This window comes from Nocardiopsis dassonvillei (assembly GCF_964273065.1).
Lineage (GTDB): Bacteria > Actinomycetota > Actinomycetes > Streptosporangiales > Streptosporangiaceae > Nocardiopsis > Nocardiopsis dassonvillei_B.
Map to the genome: position 1 here is coordinate 6136413 of NZ_OZ186815.1, position 16051 is coordinate 6152463.

The window sequence follows — 16051 nt, forward strand, 5'->3', positions numbered from 1 at the left end:
GTTTCCGATGCGGCGGCCGGAGGGAGGTCGGCGGTGCACGTACGGAAAAGGACCGCGGCTTCTGGCGCGCGGTCCGCAGAGGTGGACGCGGCGGTACCCGAGCCCCGGCCTCCAGTGGTCTTCCTGGTCGGGCCACTTAGAGGCGAGATTAGATTGTTAACTAGATTCACAGGCTTCTGTGTATCGTTGTTTCAGAAACGGGACCGCGTTCTCTTCAAAAGAGACGGCAGCGGCTCTCCCCCGGTTTACCCGGCCGACGGGCCGCCGTACGGAGAACTTCGTGCTTTTCGTGGAGCACGCGAGTCCATGTCACGATTCGTCATTCAGTCCGCCGAATGTCCTACATGGGCGATCGCGGTGCGATGGGCTGTCCCCACAGTCGGCGCACTCTGAGCCGCGACGAGAGAACCGCTGGAAGAAGTGCGGGGAGGCCCTCAGGCAGGCTCCCCGCCCAGGTGATGGAGGAGGCCCCCCGGTATGGAGTTCACGGAGAAGGTGGCAGCGCTCAGCTCCAAGGCGCAGAAACAGCGCGACCTGACCCAGACCGAGGAGGCGGCGAAGAACGCCTTCGTCATGCCCTTCATCGCCACGGTCCTGGGCTACGACGTCTTCGACCCGCGCGAGGTCGTCCCCGAGTTCACTGCCGACGTCGGGGTGAAGAAGGGCGAGAAGGTCGACTACGCCATCATGCGCGACAACGAGGTGCAGATCCTCATCGAGTGCAAGAAGGCCAACGGCCCGCTGAAGGTGGAGCACGCCTCCCAGCTCTTCCGGTACTTCTCCGTCACCAACGCGCGGATCGCCATCCTCACCAACGGTGTGGAGTACCAGTTCTTCACCGACCTGGAAGCTCCCAATCTCATGGACTCCAAGCCTTTCATGGTGCTCGATCTGGGGGACGTCGACGAGAGCCTGCTGCCCGAGCTGCGCAAACTCACCAAAGCCTCCTTCAACCTCGATTCCGTTGTCAGCGCCGCGGAGAAGCTCAAGTACCTAGGAGCCATCAAGCGCGCGCTCGCCGAGCAGTTCGCCGAGCCCGACGAGGCGTGGGTCAAGTCCCTCGCAGGCCGCGTCTACGACGGCACCTTCAGCAAGCGCGCGCGTGAGCAGTTCACCCCTCTGGTGCGCGAGGCCGCCTCAGCCTTCCTCGACGACCAGGTCAACATCCGGCTGAAGAAGGCCCTGGAGAGCACCCGGCCCCGGGCCGAGGAGGAAGCCGCGGTCGACGGAGAAGGGGTCGCCGAGGAGAGCCTGGAGCGCGGGACGGGAATCGAGACCACACTGGAGGAGCTGGAGGGATACCAGGTCGTCAAGGCCATCGCGTGCAGTGAGGTCAAGCCCCAGCGGATCACGCATCGCGACTCCAAGAGCTATTTCGCCATCCTGCTCGACGACAACAACCGCAAGCCGATCGCGCGCCTGCACTTCAACGCCAGGTCCAAGAAGTACCTGGGCACCTTCGACGCGAACAAGAACGAGACCCGTCACCTCCTGGGGTCGCTGGACGAGATCTACCTCCACGCCGAGGCGATCCGCGCAGCGGTGCGCAGCCATCTGGACTGAGCGCGCGGAGCCTCCGCCGGCAGCAGAGGTACTTCGGAAGTCCCTTCGCGACCGGCTGTTTTCTGCGGGGCGGGTGACCGGTACCACGGTCTTCCACCGCACCCACCGTGAAGCGGGTCCGATTCGGACCGCTTCGGACTCGCTGGCATTTTCGAGCGGGTAACGCCCCGCCCGGGACCAGATCAGGCCGTTTCCCGCCTGGGTGCACACGGTGTGCCCGGCCGCGCTCGCGCTCGCGGCGCCCCTTCCCGACTCGCTCCTGACCATCGGGATCCACGTGCTGTCCGGTGCGGCGCCGGTCTGGCTCGCGGCGTCGCTGTGGCCTGCGTCTCCGTGCCCCGGGGCCACCCCCGGGGCGCTGACCGGGGCGCTGACCGGGGCGGACGGAACGGTGCGCGGCCCCTCGGACGCTCCTGAGGTCGCCGTCCGACCGACCCCGGGCCTGCACCCGGCCGCCTGGCCCGACGGGCAGGCGGCCGGCCCCGCCGCGTGCTCCGAGCGGAGTGCCGGTGGGGCCGGGAGCGGTCGGGGACGGGCGCGGCGTCAGACGCGGCACCGGCCGCCGGGGGCTGGAGCGCGTGGGGACTGGTGCCGGGGCTGGGCGTACGGCTGGGGGACGGGGGCCTGGTCGCCGGGCGCGGACGGCGCCTGCGGCGCGGCGAGGGACCGTCCCAGGGTGTTCGCACCCACGAGCAGGCCGGTGCCCACCAGTGCCGACACCACCGGGAAGGGCACGCTGTAGAGCCCCGGGGAGGCCGGGGTGCTGCTCGTCGCGGCGTCGGCCAGGGCCGGCACCGGCACGGCGGACGGCAGCAGGCAGAAGAAGCCGAGCCGGATCAGGACCGCTCGAAGAGTCCGCATGCCAGCCGGCCTACGGGTCCGGGGCCCGCGCGGGACCCCCGGTCGAGGTGTTCCGTCCGGCCGCCTTCGGCCATCTCGGCCGGAGGCGCTCCTCCGCGGGCCCGGCGCGGGAGGTGCGGTGCCCCCGCGCCGGGCCCCGGGCGTCAGCGGCCGACGGGGGTGAAGTCGCGCGAGGAGAGGAACTCCGGGCGCGGGGTCGGAGCGCTGAACGGCTCCACGCAGGCGTTCTCCACGCTGTTGAACACGATGAACACGTTCGAGCGCGGGAACGGCGTGATGTTGCCACCGGACCCGTGCATGCAGTTGGAGTCGAACACGGTCACCCCTCCGGCCCGGCCGGTGAGCACGTCGATGCCGTGCCGGTCGGCCAGGCGGGACAGGGACCCCTCGTCCGGGGTGCCCACGTGCTGGCTCTTCAGCGAGGCCCGGTAGTGGTCGGCCGGGGTCTCGCCCACGCAAGACACGAACGTTTTGTGCGAGCCCGGCATGATCATCAGGGCGCCGTTGTGCGTGTAGTTGTCGGTCAGTGCGATCGAGAAGCTGCACGCCCGCATCCGGGGCATGCCGTCCTCGGCGTGCCAGGTCTCGAAGTCGGAGTGCCAGTAGAACGAGCCGCCGCCGAAGCCCGGCTTGTAGTTGACGCGGCTCTGGTGCACGTACACGTCCGAGCCCAGGATCTGGCGTGCGCGCTCGACCAGGCGGGGGTCGTTGACCAGGTCGGAGAACACCGGGCTGATCCTGTGCACGTCGAACACCGAGCGCACCTCCTCGGAGGTGGGCTCGACGATCAGGCGCTCGTCGCCGCGCAGCGCGGGGTCGTTCGCGAGCCGGTCCAGTTCGGCCCGGTAGGCCGCGACCTCGTCGTCGGTGACGAAGGCTTCGGTCTGCGTGTAGCCGCGGCGCTCGTACCCTGCGAGCTCGTCCGAGGTGAAGGGGCCGTCGCCGGGGCCCCAGACGGTGGGGTCCCGGCGGTCCAGCAGTGCCGGTTCGGGGGTCTTGCGGGTGGGGTACTCGTCAACGGTCGATGCCTGAAGATCCATCTGCAGAGTCATGGCCGAATCCCCTGGCGGGGTCTCATCCTCTCCGGGTGTCGGTGTTCTCTCCTGCCGTCACGGGAACTTAACAAAGACCGGCATTCCGCCTGTCCGGGGTGCGCGGCGCGATGTGTTTGACGACCCGAACGCCCGGGTAGGGCTCCCTTACTATATGGGCGGAAATTCTTCGGAGCGGGATTTCTCCCGCTCTTCTCCCTTTGTTCGTCCTGGCCGTCGGTCTGCTCACCTGGGCAGAGGGGCCGGGGGTGTCGAAGCGGCCACCGATCGTCATCACCCCAGTTCGTTGCCCCGCGGAGTGCCGGGGAAGGGGATTCTGGCATTGATGCACACTTGTGCTATGCGCTATTTCACACGGATCTGATGCAATGCTTGGTGCAGATCTCCGATCGCTTCCCGGGGCCTTCCGTGTCCTTTGTGGTTTCCGCCGCCACCGAAAAGCGATGAACCCCTGTCCGTGTATTTCCCGGGTCGGCCGAAAGGGTGTTCCCGGCCTTTGTCCCCGGTCGGGGCGCCGTCCACGGGACACGGCCGGAGGCCTCGTCGCGGCGGATCCGGAGGACACCGGGTGCACGGTCCCGGCGCTTCGGTCCGCCTCGGGGGCCGATCCCTCCCTGCGGCACCGGCGGCCGCGGTGTCGGTGGGATGTGGTTGTCTCGTCCCATGGGTGTCGAGATCGAGCGGTTCCTGCGGTTGGTGAAGGCGCTGCCGGAATGCGAGCAGCAGCAGGGCGAGAAGTACACGACCTTCCGGGTGCGCGGGAAGCCGTTCGGCTACCTGTGGCCGCGCACCGCCACCGTGGGGCTCAAGCAGACCCTGCTGGAGCAGAAGGCACTGGTGGCCGAGCGCCCCGAGGTGTTCGAGGTGCAGTTCACCGCGGGCGGGTTCGGATGGGTGGTCGTCCACCTCGACGGGATCGAGCTGGACGAGCTCAGCGAACTCCTGCTGGAGGCCTGGTTCCACACCGCCCCCGAGGACCTGCACCCCGTCCAGCCCACCCCGGAGGAACTGGTCGGGGTCTGAGCGCCGCGGCGGGCGGACGCCGTCAGCGGGCCGGGACCACGCGCAGGACGGGGCGGTCCCGGTCCCGGCGGCCGCCCGTGCCGCCGCCTCCACCGGTCCGGGCGGTGAAGGACAGCCCGAACATGAGGGAGTCGAGCTCGGACGGCGGGATGCGCAGCTCCTCGGCCACCCTCCCCGGCGTGGTGCCCCGGCGGCGCAGGAGGGAGAAGACCTTGGGCAGGATCTGGGAGGTCTCGCGGGCGATCCCGTCCGGCTCGGCGGTGCGGTACCCCATCTCCGCCAGCCGGCGGCAGGTGGACCGGTACTGCCAGTCGGTGAGCAGTTCCAGGTCGTGCAGCCGGTGGGTCAGCGCCATGGCGGAGACCCGCCAGATCGACTTGGCCTTGAGGATCTGGTCGACCTGGGCGCCCGCGGGCATGCGCGCCACGACGTCCGCGCGGGGCATGAGGAAGGCGCTGGCGAACCGGTTGGCCTCGCGTTCGGCCTCCGGTCCGCTGAGCGGCCGCTCGTCGCCGTGCATGACCAGGTGGCCCAGCTCGTGGGCGCAGTCGAAGCGTCCGCGTTCGCCGCTCTTGGCGGTGTTGAGGAAGACGTAGGGGACCGAGTCGCGCCAGAAGCCGAACGCGTCCACCTCGTGGTGCTCGCTGTCCAGCGAGAACACGCGGATGCCCTGCGCCTCCAGCAGGTGCACCATGTTCGGGGCCGCGGTGTCGCCCAGGTCCCACAGCGCCCGCACCGTCTCGGCGCAGTCCTCGGGTGAGGGCCTGCCGTAGGTGGGGACGTTCGGGTCGGGCAGGGAGAAGTGCGCGGTGAGCCAGTCGTTGAACTCGATCGCCAGGGCCGCCTGGGAGCGGACGGCCTTCTGCTTGCGCACCGAGGTCCTGGTCCGGGCCCGGAAGGCCACCGCCTCGGAGGCCACCTCCTCGACCTCGTCGGCGGAGAAGAACCCCACCGGGAACCCCAGGGCGTCGGCGATCCGGCCCAGGGTGGGCCCGGTGGGGGTGGTGCGGGCGTTCTCGTAGTTCGACAGGCTCTGCTGCGATATCCCCGTCAGGGCCGACAATCGCGCCAGGGTGAGCGCCCTTCGCTCCCGTGCGAGTCGGATGCGTGACGGCGTGACCATGGTGTGCGCTGCCCTGTCGGTTGTGGGCCCGGTGGGAACGCCGCCGGGCGTGTTCGTCGCTAACGGAAGTCGACGGGGATGTCGATCGGCTCCATCCCCTCACCGTCCTCGGGGAAGACCACGCTCCCGATCTCCAGGTCGGGGAACAGGATGCGCTCGTGCCAGGAGGTGAGGTACCCCTGCTCGTCGGGCGGGCCGGGGCGGGACAGTTCACTATGCCACTTCGCGGGACCGCTGTCGGTCTCGGGCTTTCGGTAGGTCAGGAAGACCCACACCTCCAGCCCGTCGAGCTCGGAGGGCTCGGGCGGGGCCGGGACGAGCTCCGTCGGCAGACCTGGCAGGGAGAGCTGCTCGAACACGGTCTCGTCGGTGAGGAGGTGGCGTCCGTTGGGCCCTCGCGGGTGCTGGCTGCGCGGCACGGCCTCGGGGTTGCCGGTGTTGGAGTCGCCGCTCAGCGTCTGGATGCCGACGGTGCGCCCGGGGTCGACGGTGAGGTCGATCTGCAGGTGGCTGACGTTGTCCCAGCCGTACCGGACCTTCTGCTCCGACCGCAGCGCGGCGAGCCGCTCGTGGTAGGCGTACTGGCCCGAGGCGGTCCGGCCGTGGCTCTCGGTCACCCGGCGCAGACCCGCCTCGCTCATGCGCAGGGCCTTCTCCATGACCGGCCAGGAGGTGCCCAGGAGGGCGAGGCGGTCGTCCCGTCGGGGGTGGTCGTGTGCGGCGATCAGCAAGAGACACCTCTCGGGTTCTGTGCGCCTGGAGAAAACCCGCCGCGATCGTGGTCGGATTTCTTCAAGTCGAGGGTGGGATGGGGGTGTCGGTGCCGTCCATGGTGCCCGGCGCCTCCGACATTCCGCGGCCGCGCGCCGACGGATCACACCAGCGGCGGCTCCTCCAGGCCCCTGCGCGCGGGGCCCCGCGCGCCTCCGGGACCACGGACGACACGCCCGCCCGGGTGTTCCGTTCCGCCCTCCCACCGGAGGACGGCGGCCGGTGAAGGCGCTGCTTCCGGGACGGCCCGGCCTGCCGGGCGGGGACCACCGTGGCCGCCCGGCAGGCCGCTGGGCGGCCACGGCGGTGATCCCGTGGGATCCGTTGCCGACGGAGGTGGGATGACCGGTCGCGGGGCGCGGGTGGAGGAGGACGTGCAGGAGGGGTTGCCCGCCGATCCCGGTCCCGGGGAGCTCCTGGGCGGCGGCCCGGACCGGTGGCCTCCGGCGCGGGCGGCATCCCCGGTTCCGGGCGGATGACGCCGACCCGCCCGGGCCCCCGTGCCGGGCGCGAGGTGCCCGGGGCGGGCGCGAGGTGCCCGGGGTGGGGCGCGCACGCCCCGCCCCGGGCGGACCCACGGCGCCGGTCAGAGGTCCCAGCTGGTCCCGTGGCGCTCCGTCAGCTCCCTGACGTCCTCGGGCGCCAGCACGGAGTACTCCCGTCCGTGCAGGGCGACGACGATCCGGGAGGCCTCCTCCAGTTCCACGGCGCCCTCCAGCGCCGCCGCCGGATCGGCTGCGGCCACCAGCGAACCGTGGTTGGCCAGCAGTGCCGCGGCGAAGCGGCCCGGCAGGGCGGACACGTTCTCGGCCAGCCGGGCGCTGCCAGGCGCCGCGTACGGGACGAGCGGCACCCGGCCGACCCGCATCACCAGGTAGGGCGTCACCGGGGGCAGCGCGGAGCCGGGCGACCACGGGGGCAGGCAGGAGGCCGCCGTCGCGTGCGGCGAGTGCAGGTGGACGACCGCCCGGGCCTGTGGGACGCGGCGGTACATCGCCCGGTGCAGGGGGAATTCCTTGGACGGCGGCGGCCCGTCGACGTGCCGGCCGTCGGCGTCCAGCACGGACAGGCCGTCGGGCTCCAGCCCGCCCAGGGAGACACCGGTGGGGCTCATGAGGGTGACGCCGTCCGCGCGTACGGAGATGTTGCCCGAGGCGCCCGGGCTCAATCCCAGGCCGACGGCCCGGCGCCCGGCCGTGCACAGTTCCCCGGCGGCCTCCGCCCGGTTCACGCGTTCCCCTTCCAGGCACGGACGAACAGGTCCTCGCGGCCGAAGTTGCCGGACTTGAGCATCAGGTGCAGGTCCTCGCCGTTCCGGCGGCCGACCATCCAGGCCACGCCCGGGTCGACCTCGGGGCCCAGGGCCAGGGGGCCCGGCGCCAGCCGGCCCGCGACCGCGCCGCTGGTCTCCCCGCCCGCGACGAGCAGGGCGCGCACGCCCGCCGCGACGAGGCGTTCGGCGATCTCCGCCAGCGCCCCCTCGATGAGCGGGGCGTCCGCGGTGTCCACGACGTGTTCGGGTGCGGCCGTCGCGTAGACGACGAACGGGGCGGTCCCGCCGGAGCGCAGTGCGCTTTCGGCGGCCCGCGCCACGGTGCCCTCGAAGTCCGCGCGCAGGTCGGCGGGGCGCAGGTGGTGCCCGCCGCCCGCGGCGAGGGCGTGGCGGACCTGGCCCTGGGTGGCCCGGGAGGCGCTGCCGGAGAGCACCACGCGCGGCCCCGCGGGCGGGGCGGGTGCCGGGCGGGCGCCCGGACGGGGTCCGGCCAGGCCCCGGGCGAGGGCGCTGCCGCCGGTGAGCAGGCGCAGGTGCTCCGTGGCGCGGGCCAGTACGTCCAGGTCCTCGTCGGACAGCGCGTCCACGACGACGAACCGGGCTCCCGCGGCACCGGCCCGGTCGAGGGCCTCGCGCACGGCTTCGACCCCCCGGGCGACCACCGGCCAGGGCACCAGGGCGACGTCCTCCCGGCCCCGGCTGAGCTGGGGTGCGAGCAGTCGCGGCAGGCTCGAGTCGGTCATCGGGGTGAGCGGGTGCCGGCGCATGGGGGACTCGTCGAGGGGGTCGTCCCCGACGAAGAGGTGGCCCCGGTACACGGTGCGCCCGTTGGCGGGGAAGGCGGGGGCGATCACCGTGACCTCCTCCTCCAGCGCCTCCAGGACCGCCTCGCAGACCGGACCGATGTTGCCGGCGGGAGTGGAGTCGAAGGTGGAGCAGTACTTGACGTAGAACCTCTCGCAGCCGGCGCCGCGGAGCCGGTCCAGGGCCCGTAGCGAGGCCGAGACCGCCTCCTCCACGGGGGCCGTGCGCGACTTCAGGGCCACGACGACGGCGTCGGCGCCGACCGCCGTGCCGTCCGGGAGTTCGTCCCCCAGGACGACGGTGGTCCGGTGGCCGGCGGAGGCGAGGGCGATCGCGATGTCGGTCGCGCCGGTGAGGTCGTCGGCGATCACGCCGAGGGTCGCCATGGTGTCCTCCTGTGCTGGGTTCTCTCGTTCGCGGGGGCCGCGCCCGCGCCCCGCGGCACTGCGGCCGGGGCGCGGGGCGGCCAGGGGCGGCCGGGTCAGACCAGGCCGAAGGTGAGCAGGGCGTAGAGCACCGCGAAACCGGTGACGCCGGAGAGCGCCGACGCCACGCCGATGGAGCGGATGCCCTGGCCCACCGTCATGTTCGACAGGGTGGTGGTGACCCAGAAACCCGACGAGTTCGCGTGCTTCATGATCTGGGCGCCGGTGGCGCACGCCAGGTAGACCGCGAGCGGGGAGAGGTCGAGTTCGGGGATCAGGGGCTGCATGATGGCGGCCGAGGTCATCACGCCGAGGATGTTCGAGCCGGTGATGGTGCACACGGCGGCCGCGACGAGGAAGGGGATGATGATCGGCGACAGGCCGGCGTTCTCGATGCTCCCGGCGACGCTCTCGGCCACGCCGGTCTCGCGGATGATGGTGGCCAGGGCCCCGCCGACGCCGGTGAGCGCGATGGGCATCGCGGCGATGCGCAGGCCCGACTCGAAGAGGTCGTTGAGGGTCTCCTTGTCGCGCCAGCGGCCCCGGAACAGCGGCAGGGCGAGCAGGCAGGCCAGGAACAGGGCGATGGTGGGCTCGCCGACGAACAGGACGGCGGAGGCGAGCGGGGAGCCCTCGGGCAGGACCGGGGCGGCCAGGGCGGCGGTGACGATGAGGAGGATGGGCGCGACGATCGGCAGCAGGGAGCCGAACAGGCCCACCCGCGGCGCCTCCTCCTGCGCGGGTGCGTCGGTCCCGGTCCCGGCGGAGCCCGTTCCGGGACCGCCCGCCAGGTGTTCGACGAACTCCGGCTTGGGCGGGACGTGGGTCCTGGTCCGCGACAGGTAGAGGGTGGCGGCGAGGACGCCGGGCAGGCCCACGGCGAGCCCGTAGAGGATCGCCTCGCCCATGGACACGTCCAGCAGGGAGGCCGAGGCCAGCGGCCCGGGGCCCGGCGGGACGACCGAGGTCATGACGTAGGCGCCGAGGTAGAGGATCGGGCCCAGCTTCATCATCGAGATGCCCGTGCGGTAGGCCAGCGCGGACACGATGGGGATGAGCATGACGACGGCGGTGTCGGCGATCAGGGGGATGCCCAGGACGACCGAGGCGAGGGCGATCGCCCAGGGGACGCGCTTCTCGGCGAACATCTTCAGCGCCGTCTCGGTGATCTTCAGGGCCGCGCCGCTGAGTTCGAGCATCTTGCCGAGCACGCAGCCGAAGATGATGAGCAGGCCGACGTTGGCCAGGGTGTTGCCGAATCCGGCCGTGACGAGTTCGACGGTGCCCTCGCCGCCCATGCCCAGGAGCAGGCCCAGGGAGACGACCACGATGAAGAGCGTGGCCACGGGGTGGACCTTGAAGCGGGCGATGAGCAGGACGAGGACGACGATGGCGGCGACGAACGCCCCGAGGGTGTAGAGGTCGGACATGTCACCGGCTCCGATCGTTCGGGGGGAGGGACCGGGCGTGGCGCCAGGCGTGGAGGAGGTCTTCGTCGGGGTCGGCGAGGTCGCCCAGGCGCAGGGGTTCGCCGGCGGGGACGTCGCGGGCCAGGACGCAGTGGGCCGCGAGGTAGAGCGGTGTGATGTCGCGGGGCGCCTGCCCGGCGTCCATCAGGACTGGGGTGACGCCGGTGACGTCGTGGTGGTGTCCGCCCATGTCGAGGCGCGTACCGGCGGCCAGCGGCCCGCGGGCGCGCCCGGCCAGGACGGTGTGGCGGGCGGGGCGGCGCGTGCCGGCGGAGCGGTGGCGGTCGGCCGCGTCGAGGATGCTCAGGGGGGTCTCGACGCCCATGAGGTGGTAGGGCAGGTACAGGCAGGCGTAGCGGCCCGAGCGGGAGACCACGTGCCCCTTCTGGGCGAGCATCTCCCAGGTGACGGGGTCCCCGGTGCGCACGACGGCGAAGACGCCCCCGGCGAAGGAGGCCTCCCCGGGCAGGCGCAGGACGCTGAACACGTCGACGGCACCGGGGCGGCCGAGGATTCCGCCGTCCTCGGCCAGGGCGTAGACGTCGGCGAGTTCGGCGGTCCGTGCCACCGGGTAGTGCAGTGACTCCACGTCCGGGACCAGGCCGGTGTGGTCGGCCACCACGGCCATCTCGCAGTAGTCGGCGGTGGCCGACCGCTGGAGGGCGGCCACCGCGCGGGCGCGTGCCCGCAGGGTCGCGGGCACGTCCTCGCCCAGGGTGAGCAGGTCGGCGAGGCCGGGGGCGTCGATCTCCTGGTCGAGCTGGCGCACGCGTCCGGTCGCGGGGTCGAAGACGAGGTCGTACTCGCCGGACTTGCCGATGGCGACGACGTCCAGGCCCAGCCGTCGGGTGCGCTCGTACCACTCGATGAGGTTGGCGGGCTGGTCGCCGATACCGGGGGTGTAGACGACGCCGCGCTCACGGGCCAGGTCGGCCAGGGCGATGCCGGCGACGGAGTCGACCTCCTTGGAGACCATGACGACGTGGCGGCCGGTGGTGATGGCGGTGCGGGCGGCCCGGGCTCCGGTCCCGGGGCTGCCGGTCGCCTCGACGAGCACGTCGTAGCCGGCGTGTTCGAGGAGGGCGGCGTCGGCGATCACAGCGATGCGCCCCTCCTCCAGTGCGGCGAGCTCCCGCCCGTCGGCGCACACGCGCAGGTCGGCGGGGTCGTAGCCGAGCTCGGTGCACAGGGCGACGGTACCGGCCGTGTCGAGGTCGCACAGCACGGCGGGCCGCAGGCGCTCGATGTGCCTCGTCTGGGCGAGCAGGGTGCGCGCGAATCCGCCGCGCGCCCCGGTGAGCGCGTACCGCACCGGGGAGGGCGGCGCGGTGGTGGCGTCGGTGTCTTGCATGGGTTCTCCTTCTCCCGCCTCATGGAGGGCGCGTGCCCGCGTCCCGCATCGGCGATGAGCCAAGTTTTAACATCGCATGCACATATGAGTCAATAATCATCACATCTGAGATCATGTGGTAACTCTGGTTTACCATGACGGGTGAGACGGCCCCGAAGGAGGACGATGATCCCGGCGCAACGACGCGAGCTGCTACTGCGGGAACTGCGCGGCATGGGGGTGCTGAGCGTGCGGGAGCTCTGCGACATCCTCGGTGTCTCCCACATGACGGTGCGCCGCGACATCATGACGCTGGAGGGCGAGGGCCGAGTGCGCTCGGTGCCCGGGGGCGTCGAGCTGGTCTCCCAGGTGCGCGCCGAGCCCTCCTACCGCGACAAGTCCCGAGCGGACGTGGCGGAGAAGCGGGCGATGGCCCGCACCGCGGCGTCGCTCGTGGGCGACGGCCAGACCCTCTACCTCGACGCCGGGACCACGCTGGGGCACCTGGTCCCCCTGCTGTGGACCACGGCCGGCCTCACCGTCATCACCAACGACATCACCACGGCGGCCTCCTTCAGCGACCACCCGGACGTGACCCTGTTCCTCGTCGGCGGGATGGTGGACCGGGAGAACCGCTCCTCGGTCGGGGACATCGCCGCCGCCACCGTCGGCGAGTTCAACATCGACACGGCGTTCATCTCCACCAGCTCCTGGGACCTGAACCGCGGCTCGACCACGCCCTCCCGGGAGAAGGTGGCGGTCAAGCGGGCGGCCATGGCCGCCGCCTCCACGGCGGTGCTCGTGGCCGGCGCGGACAAGTACGGGTCCTTCGGCACCTTCAAGGTCGCGCCGCTCACCCGCTTCTCGTCGGTGATCACCGACGACCGCCTCCCGGAGTCGTCGGCCCGCGCCGTACGCGAGCTGGGCGTCACCCTGGAGATCGCCGTGCCCCACCGGACCGGCGAGACCGAGGAGGAGGGCTCCCAGGACGCCGACCCGTCGGCCTGAACCCGGTGACCGGCCCCGCGGCCGGTCACTTCCGACCACGGGGGCCGTCGGGACCGGACGTGTGCGTCGCCGCCGAGGTGCTCCAGCGCCTCGCACACCCGGCGCGGTGTGACGGCCGCGTTCGGCAGGCGCGCGGAGGCGACCGTGCGGCCCCGGTCGGGCCCGACCACGCGGTGGCGCCGCAGCCGGACCGCGTCGGGTGCGCGGCCTCCTGCGGACTCCGCGGCGATGCCGATCTCGGCCCCGCCCGAAGCGGAACGGGCAACGGGGGCCTTGGGGGAGCGCAGGCGGCGCCGGGCCGGGGAGGAAGGGGCGGTCCCCCACGCGCAGCCGCCTCAGGTCCACGACGAGGAGGCCGCGTCCCGAGGAGCCCTCGCCGAGGAGGGCGGGGACGGCACCGGCCCCCAGGAGCCGGACCCCGGGCATTCCCGTGGGCAGGTCCCGGGCGAACGCCGGGGCTTCGTCGCAGAGCGGCTCCCGCATCCCGCACACGGGACCGGCCGGCGGCCCGAAGAGCACGGATCCGGCGGACGGGAGCGCCGTCGCTGCGGCCACGTAGCGCACCTTCACGAACCGGCCGGTGCCCCTTGTGGCGGCCGCCGCCGTCCCGAACGGCCGCGGAGCGCCGTGCGGGGCCCGCCTCTCCCCCGGGGCCGGCCGCGGCGGGTCGCCGCCGGGGCGGGCCTCCACGACCTGGCGGTGTACAGGCCGTCCGACCCGCGGGTGACAGAGGTCCCCACGGTGGAGCGGCGCCGGAAGCCGGGGGTGTCGGCGGGTTCGGGGCGCGCCGCCCTGACGGTGACCGTGTGCCCGCCGGGGGAGCGCCCCGGGCGCACCGGGCCCGTGCCGTCCGAGCCCGGCCGGCCGTGCGGGCGATGGGGCCGGTGCCGGAGGGGAGGAACCGCGCAGGGGCCCGGCATGGCACCGCTTCCGCTCGGGAGCGGCCGCCCCGATGACCGCAGAGGGCGGCGCCCGGCGGGAAGCGCTCACCCGGCTCCGGCCGCGCCCGGGGTGCGGAGCCGTGTCGCCGGGAGACGCGGGCCGGGTTCACCGGGTGTGGAAGGCGGAGAGGTCCACGGCCGGGGCCGGGGCGAACTCCACCCCCCGCTCCGGGGGGATCGGTTCGCCGGAGGCGGCGTCGGTGCAGTGGGCGTCGAACATCTCCGCCTCGTCCAGGGGCTGGAGGGTGTGGTCGGCGATCCGCCAGCCGCGGACCACCTTGACCGGGACCTCCAGGCCGTCCGGGAGGGTGTGGGAGACCCGTTCGGTGAAGCTGCGCAGCACCACGGCGGCGCTGCGGCCGGTGGCCAGGACGGTGGACAGCCGTTCCACCACCGGCGGGTGCTCGATGTCCCAGCCCCCGGCGTGCAGGACGATCGACGTGGAGACCGGATCGCCGGTGTAGAGGGTGAGGATGTGGTGCCTGCCGGGCAGATCCCGCAGGAGGGCGGACAGCAGGATGCGGGCGCGTGAGGTCGACATGGTCCGAGTATGTGCGCCCCGACCCGCCCGGATCGGGTTGTCCACAGGCCGGATTCGGGGAGGTTCCGTGGTGGCGGGCCGGCCGGACACGCGTCTGGTGGTGATCCGGGGCGACTCGGCCTCGGGCAAGAGCTCCCTGGCCGCCGGGGCGCGCGCCGCGTACGGGCGGGGCCGGCCGTCGTGGGCCGGGACAACGTGCGCCGCACCGTGCTGCGCGAGCGCGGCGCGGTCGGGGGCGCCGACATCGGACTCATCGACCCGACGGCCCGCTACGTCCTGGGCCACGGGTTCCACGTGGTGGTGGAGGGGGTCCTGTACGCCGACCGGTACGGGGACATGCTCACCGCGCTGGTGGCCGACCACAGGGGGGTGTCCCGGTGCTTCTACCTCGACGTGCCCTTCGGGGTGACGGTGGAGCGGCACGCCACCGGGCCCGAGGCGGCGGAGTACGGGGCGGAGTCCCTGCGGCGCTGGTGGCGGTCGCGGGACCTGCTGCCCGGGGGAGTGGAGGAGGCCATCGGGGGCGGCGCCTCCCTGGAGGAGGGCGTGGCCCGGATCATGGAGTCCTGCGGGTGGGGCTGCCGGTCGGCGCCCCGGGAGTGAGGGCGCCGGCCGGTCCGGGCCGCGGTCAGGAGGGTTTGCGCAGGACGGTGATGCGGTCGCGGTACCTGGCGACGGTGTGCTGGCCGCGGTCGCCCCAGGAGGTGCGCTGCTCGACCACCTCCAGGCCACTGGCTTCCGCCCAGCGGGCGAAGGCCTCGGGGGAGACGTCGGAGCGGTTGCCGTCGTCGCGCCAGCGCCGCTGGCTGATCCAGCGCTGGGCGATGCGGCCCGGACGCCCGGCGCGGCGGGTGAGCGGGGCCAGGCGCAGCGACCAGTCGGGCTTGCCCGCGTGGTGGACGACCGCGGTCGCCCCGGGGGCCATGACCCGGGACATCTGCGCGAGGTAGCCGGTGATGACGTCCGGGTCCAGGTGGACGAAGACGTCGAAGGACCACACGAACGCGACGGAGGCGTCCGGGACGGGTTCCATGCCGCAGTCGTCGGTGTGGTGGACGCGCAGGCCGGGGCGGTCGGCGAAGCGCTCACGGCAGTGGTCGAGGCAGTTCTCGTTGACGTCCACGATCCACACCTGCGGGGAGTGCTCCAGCAGGTGCTCGGTCCAGCGGCCGTGACCGGGGCCGATCTCCAGGGAGGGGCCGAGGGAGGCCCCCGGGACGAGCAGGGTGTCGATGAGCGACGTCTTCCATTCCTCGTAGGGCTGGCCGCAGTGGGCGGCCATGAAGGACCACTCGTCGCCGTTCTTGTCCCAGGAGTGCGTTTTGCCCCATGTTTTGCGGTTCCATTCGACTGTCGGCATTCTGCTGTTCCTCCTGGTGGGGTCGCTCGCGGGCGTGCTCGCATTTCTCCCCGGAAAGGCGGGGGTGCGTTCCGAAGCTTATCCTGGAGTTCCGTGGAGGTGATTTCCCTTTTCTGCTCCGGGCGCCGTCCGCCGGTCGGCTTCCGCGCGGGGGCGGGCGCGGAGGGGGTGGAGGAGGTGGCCGGGGGCGGCTTCCTGCCGGGGCCGGCGGCGTGGGGGCGGCGATCGCGGCCGAACAGGAGAAAGGGTACGGGGCGGGGCCGCCGAGTGGGGGTGGTGTTCGCGTGACCGAACGTACCGGGCCCGGCCGGTCCCGCGCGGGCTTTTCGCAAAAATCCAAGAAAAAATATTTGATCTACGCTATAAAGGTGGCGGATCGGTCATCGAGCACCAATCCACGCCAACGGCCCCAACGAAAACGGGAATCACACAGGAGGGCGCCCCGAATTCGCGGTGCCGTTCGGCGGAGTGCCGGGGCCGGAGCGGGGACGACGGGCCCGCGGCAGC

The 16051-nt window shown here is 72.6% G+C and carries 14 protein-coding genes; 4 read left to right on the forward strand and 10 right to left on the reverse strand.

Annotated elements, in window-relative coordinates; translation table 11 throughout:
* Positions 1-477 precede the first annotated feature (477 nt).
* Entirely contained in the window at positions 478-1563 is a 1086-nt protein-coding gene (locus ACSUPR_RS27280; RefSeq protein WP_436887669.1) for a type I restriction endonuclease, read from the forward strand.
* A 543-nt stretch (positions 1564-2106) separates the two neighbouring features.
* Here the strand turns inward: ACSUPR_RS27280 and ACSUPR_RS27285 are convergent.
* Positions 2107-2424 carry a hypothetical protein gene (locus ACSUPR_RS27285; RefSeq protein WP_436887671.1) on the reverse strand — a complete coding sequence of 106 codons (318 nt, stop codon included), beginning with the start codon at positions 2422-2424 and terminating at the stop codon, positions 2107-2109.
* Between the two features lie 143 nt (positions 2425-2567).
* A complete protein-coding gene (gene thpD / locus ACSUPR_RS27290; RefSeq protein ID WP_436887673.1) occupies positions 2568-3476 on the reverse strand; it encodes an ectoine hydroxylase in 909 nt (302 codons plus the stop codon).
* Positions 3477-4139: 663 nt separating this feature from the next.
* On the opposite strand from thpD, the gene ACSUPR_RS27295 reads away from it, so the two are divergent.
* A complete protein-coding gene (locus tag ACSUPR_RS27295; protein WP_436887675.1) occupies positions 4140-4499 on the forward strand; it encodes an MmcQ/YjbR family DNA-binding protein in 360 nt (119 codons plus the stop codon).
* 22 nt (positions 4500-4521) lie between these two features.
* Here the strand turns inward: ACSUPR_RS27295 and ACSUPR_RS27300 are convergent, their stop codons facing one another.
* The 6 genes from ACSUPR_RS27300 to ACSUPR_RS27325 all read right to left on the reverse strand — a co-directional run bounded on the left by ACSUPR_RS27300 (position 4522) and on the right by ACSUPR_RS27325 (position 11715).
* Positions 4522-5562: a helix-turn-helix domain-containing protein gene (locus tag ACSUPR_RS27300; protein ID WP_436887677.1), complete on the reverse strand. Its 1041-nt coding sequence runs from the start codon at positions 5560-5562 to the stop codon at positions 4522-4524.
* 119 nt (positions 5563-5681) lie between these two features.
* Entirely contained in the window at positions 5682-6353 is a 672-nt protein-coding gene (locus tag ACSUPR_RS27305; protein WP_436887678.1) for a hypothetical protein, read from the reverse strand.
* A gap of 626 nt (positions 6354-6979) precedes the next feature.
* Positions 6980-7624, reverse strand: coding sequence for a class II aldolase/adducin family protein (locus ACSUPR_RS27310; RefSeq protein WP_436887680.1), 645 nt, complete (start codon positions 7622-7624; stop codon positions 6980-6982).
* Entirely contained in the window at positions 7621-8856 is a 1236-nt protein-coding gene (otnK, locus tag ACSUPR_RS27315; RefSeq protein ID WP_436887682.1) for a 3-oxo-tetronate kinase, read from the reverse strand. Before otnK ends, ACSUPR_RS27310 begins: the two co-directional genes overlap by 4 nt.
* Before the next feature lie 95 nt (positions 8857-8951).
* Complete coding sequence (locus ACSUPR_RS27320; protein ID WP_436887684.1) at positions 8952-10325, reverse strand: GntP family permease; 1374 nt, start codon at positions 10323-10325, stop codon at positions 8952-8954.
* A gap of 1 nt (position 10326) precedes the next feature.
* Positions 10327-11715 carry a homoserine dehydrogenase gene (locus tag ACSUPR_RS27325; protein ID WP_436887686.1) on the reverse strand — a complete coding sequence of 463 codons (1389 nt, stop codon included), beginning with the start codon at positions 11713-11715 and terminating at the stop codon, positions 10327-10329.
* Between the two features lie 165 nt (positions 11716-11880).
* On the opposite strand from ACSUPR_RS27325, the gene ACSUPR_RS27330 reads away from it, so the two are divergent.
* Entirely contained in the window at positions 11881-12702 is an 822-nt protein-coding gene (locus ACSUPR_RS27330) for a DeoR/GlpR family DNA-binding transcription regulator (protein ID WP_436887689.1), read from the forward strand.
* A gap of 1047 nt (positions 12703-13749) precedes the next feature.
* Here ACSUPR_RS27330 and ACSUPR_RS27335 read toward each other — a convergent pair.
* Positions 13750-14184, reverse strand: a complete 435-nt coding sequence (locus ACSUPR_RS27335; protein ID WP_436887691.1) for a hypothetical protein — start codon at positions 14182-14184, stop codon at positions 13750-13752.
* Positions 14185-14364: 180 nt separating this feature from the next.
* Here ACSUPR_RS27335 and ACSUPR_RS27340 point away from each other — a divergent pair, with 180 nt between their 5' ends.
* Complete coding sequence (locus ACSUPR_RS27340) at positions 14365-14787, forward strand: kinase (RefSeq protein WP_436887693.1); 423 nt, start codon at positions 14365-14367, stop codon at positions 14785-14787.
* Between the two features lie 25 nt (positions 14788-14812).
* On the opposite strand, the gene ACSUPR_RS27345 is transcribed toward ACSUPR_RS27340, so the two are convergent.
* Positions 14813-15544 (reverse strand): class I SAM-dependent methyltransferase, encoded by a 732-nt coding sequence (locus ACSUPR_RS27345; RefSeq protein ID WP_436887694.1) that lies wholly within the window; start codon positions 15542-15544, stop codon positions 14813-14815.
* Between the last annotated feature and the right edge of the window lie 507 nt (positions 15545-16051).

Bases quoted from the DNA above. Each gene is read 5' to 3' on its own strand.
- ACSUPR_RS27280 (WP_436887669.1), top strand. From the start codon at position 478: ATGGAGTTCACGGAGAAGGTGGCAGCGCTCAGCTCCAAGGCGCAGAAA.
- ACSUPR_RS27285 (WP_436887671.1), bottom strand. From the start codon at position 2,424: ATGCGGACTCTTCGAGCGGTCCTGATCCGGCTCGGCTTCTTCTGCCTG.
- thpD (WP_436887673.1), bottom strand. From the start codon at position 3,476: ATGACTCTGCAGATGGATCTTCAGGCATCGACCGTTGACGAGTACCCC.
- ACSUPR_RS27295 (WP_436887675.1), top strand. From the start codon at position 4,140: ATGGGTGTCGAGATCGAGCGGTTCCTGCGGTTGGTGAAGGCGCTGCCG.
- otnK (WP_436887682.1), bottom strand. From the start codon at position 8,856: ATGGCGACCCTCGGCGTGATCGCCGACGACCTCACCGGCGCGACCGAC.
- ACSUPR_RS27320 (WP_436887684.1), bottom strand. From the start codon at position 10,325: ATGTCCGACCTCTACACCCTCGGGGCGTTCGTCGCCGCCATCGTCGTC.
- ACSUPR_RS27325 (WP_436887686.1), bottom strand. From the start codon at position 11,715: ATGCAAGACACCGACGCCACCACCGCGCCGCCCTCCCCGGTGCGGTAC.
- ACSUPR_RS27330 (WP_436887689.1), top strand. From the start codon at position 11,881: ATGATCCCGGCGCAACGACGCGAGCTGCTACTGCGGGAACTGCGCGGC.
- ACSUPR_RS27335 (WP_436887691.1), bottom strand. From the start codon at position 14,184: ATGTCGACCTCACGCGCCCGCATCCTGCTGTCCGCCCTCCTGCGGGAT.
- ACSUPR_RS27345 (WP_436887694.1), bottom strand. From the start codon at position 15,544: ATGCCGACAGTCGAATGGAACCGCAAAACATGGGGCAAAACGCACTCC.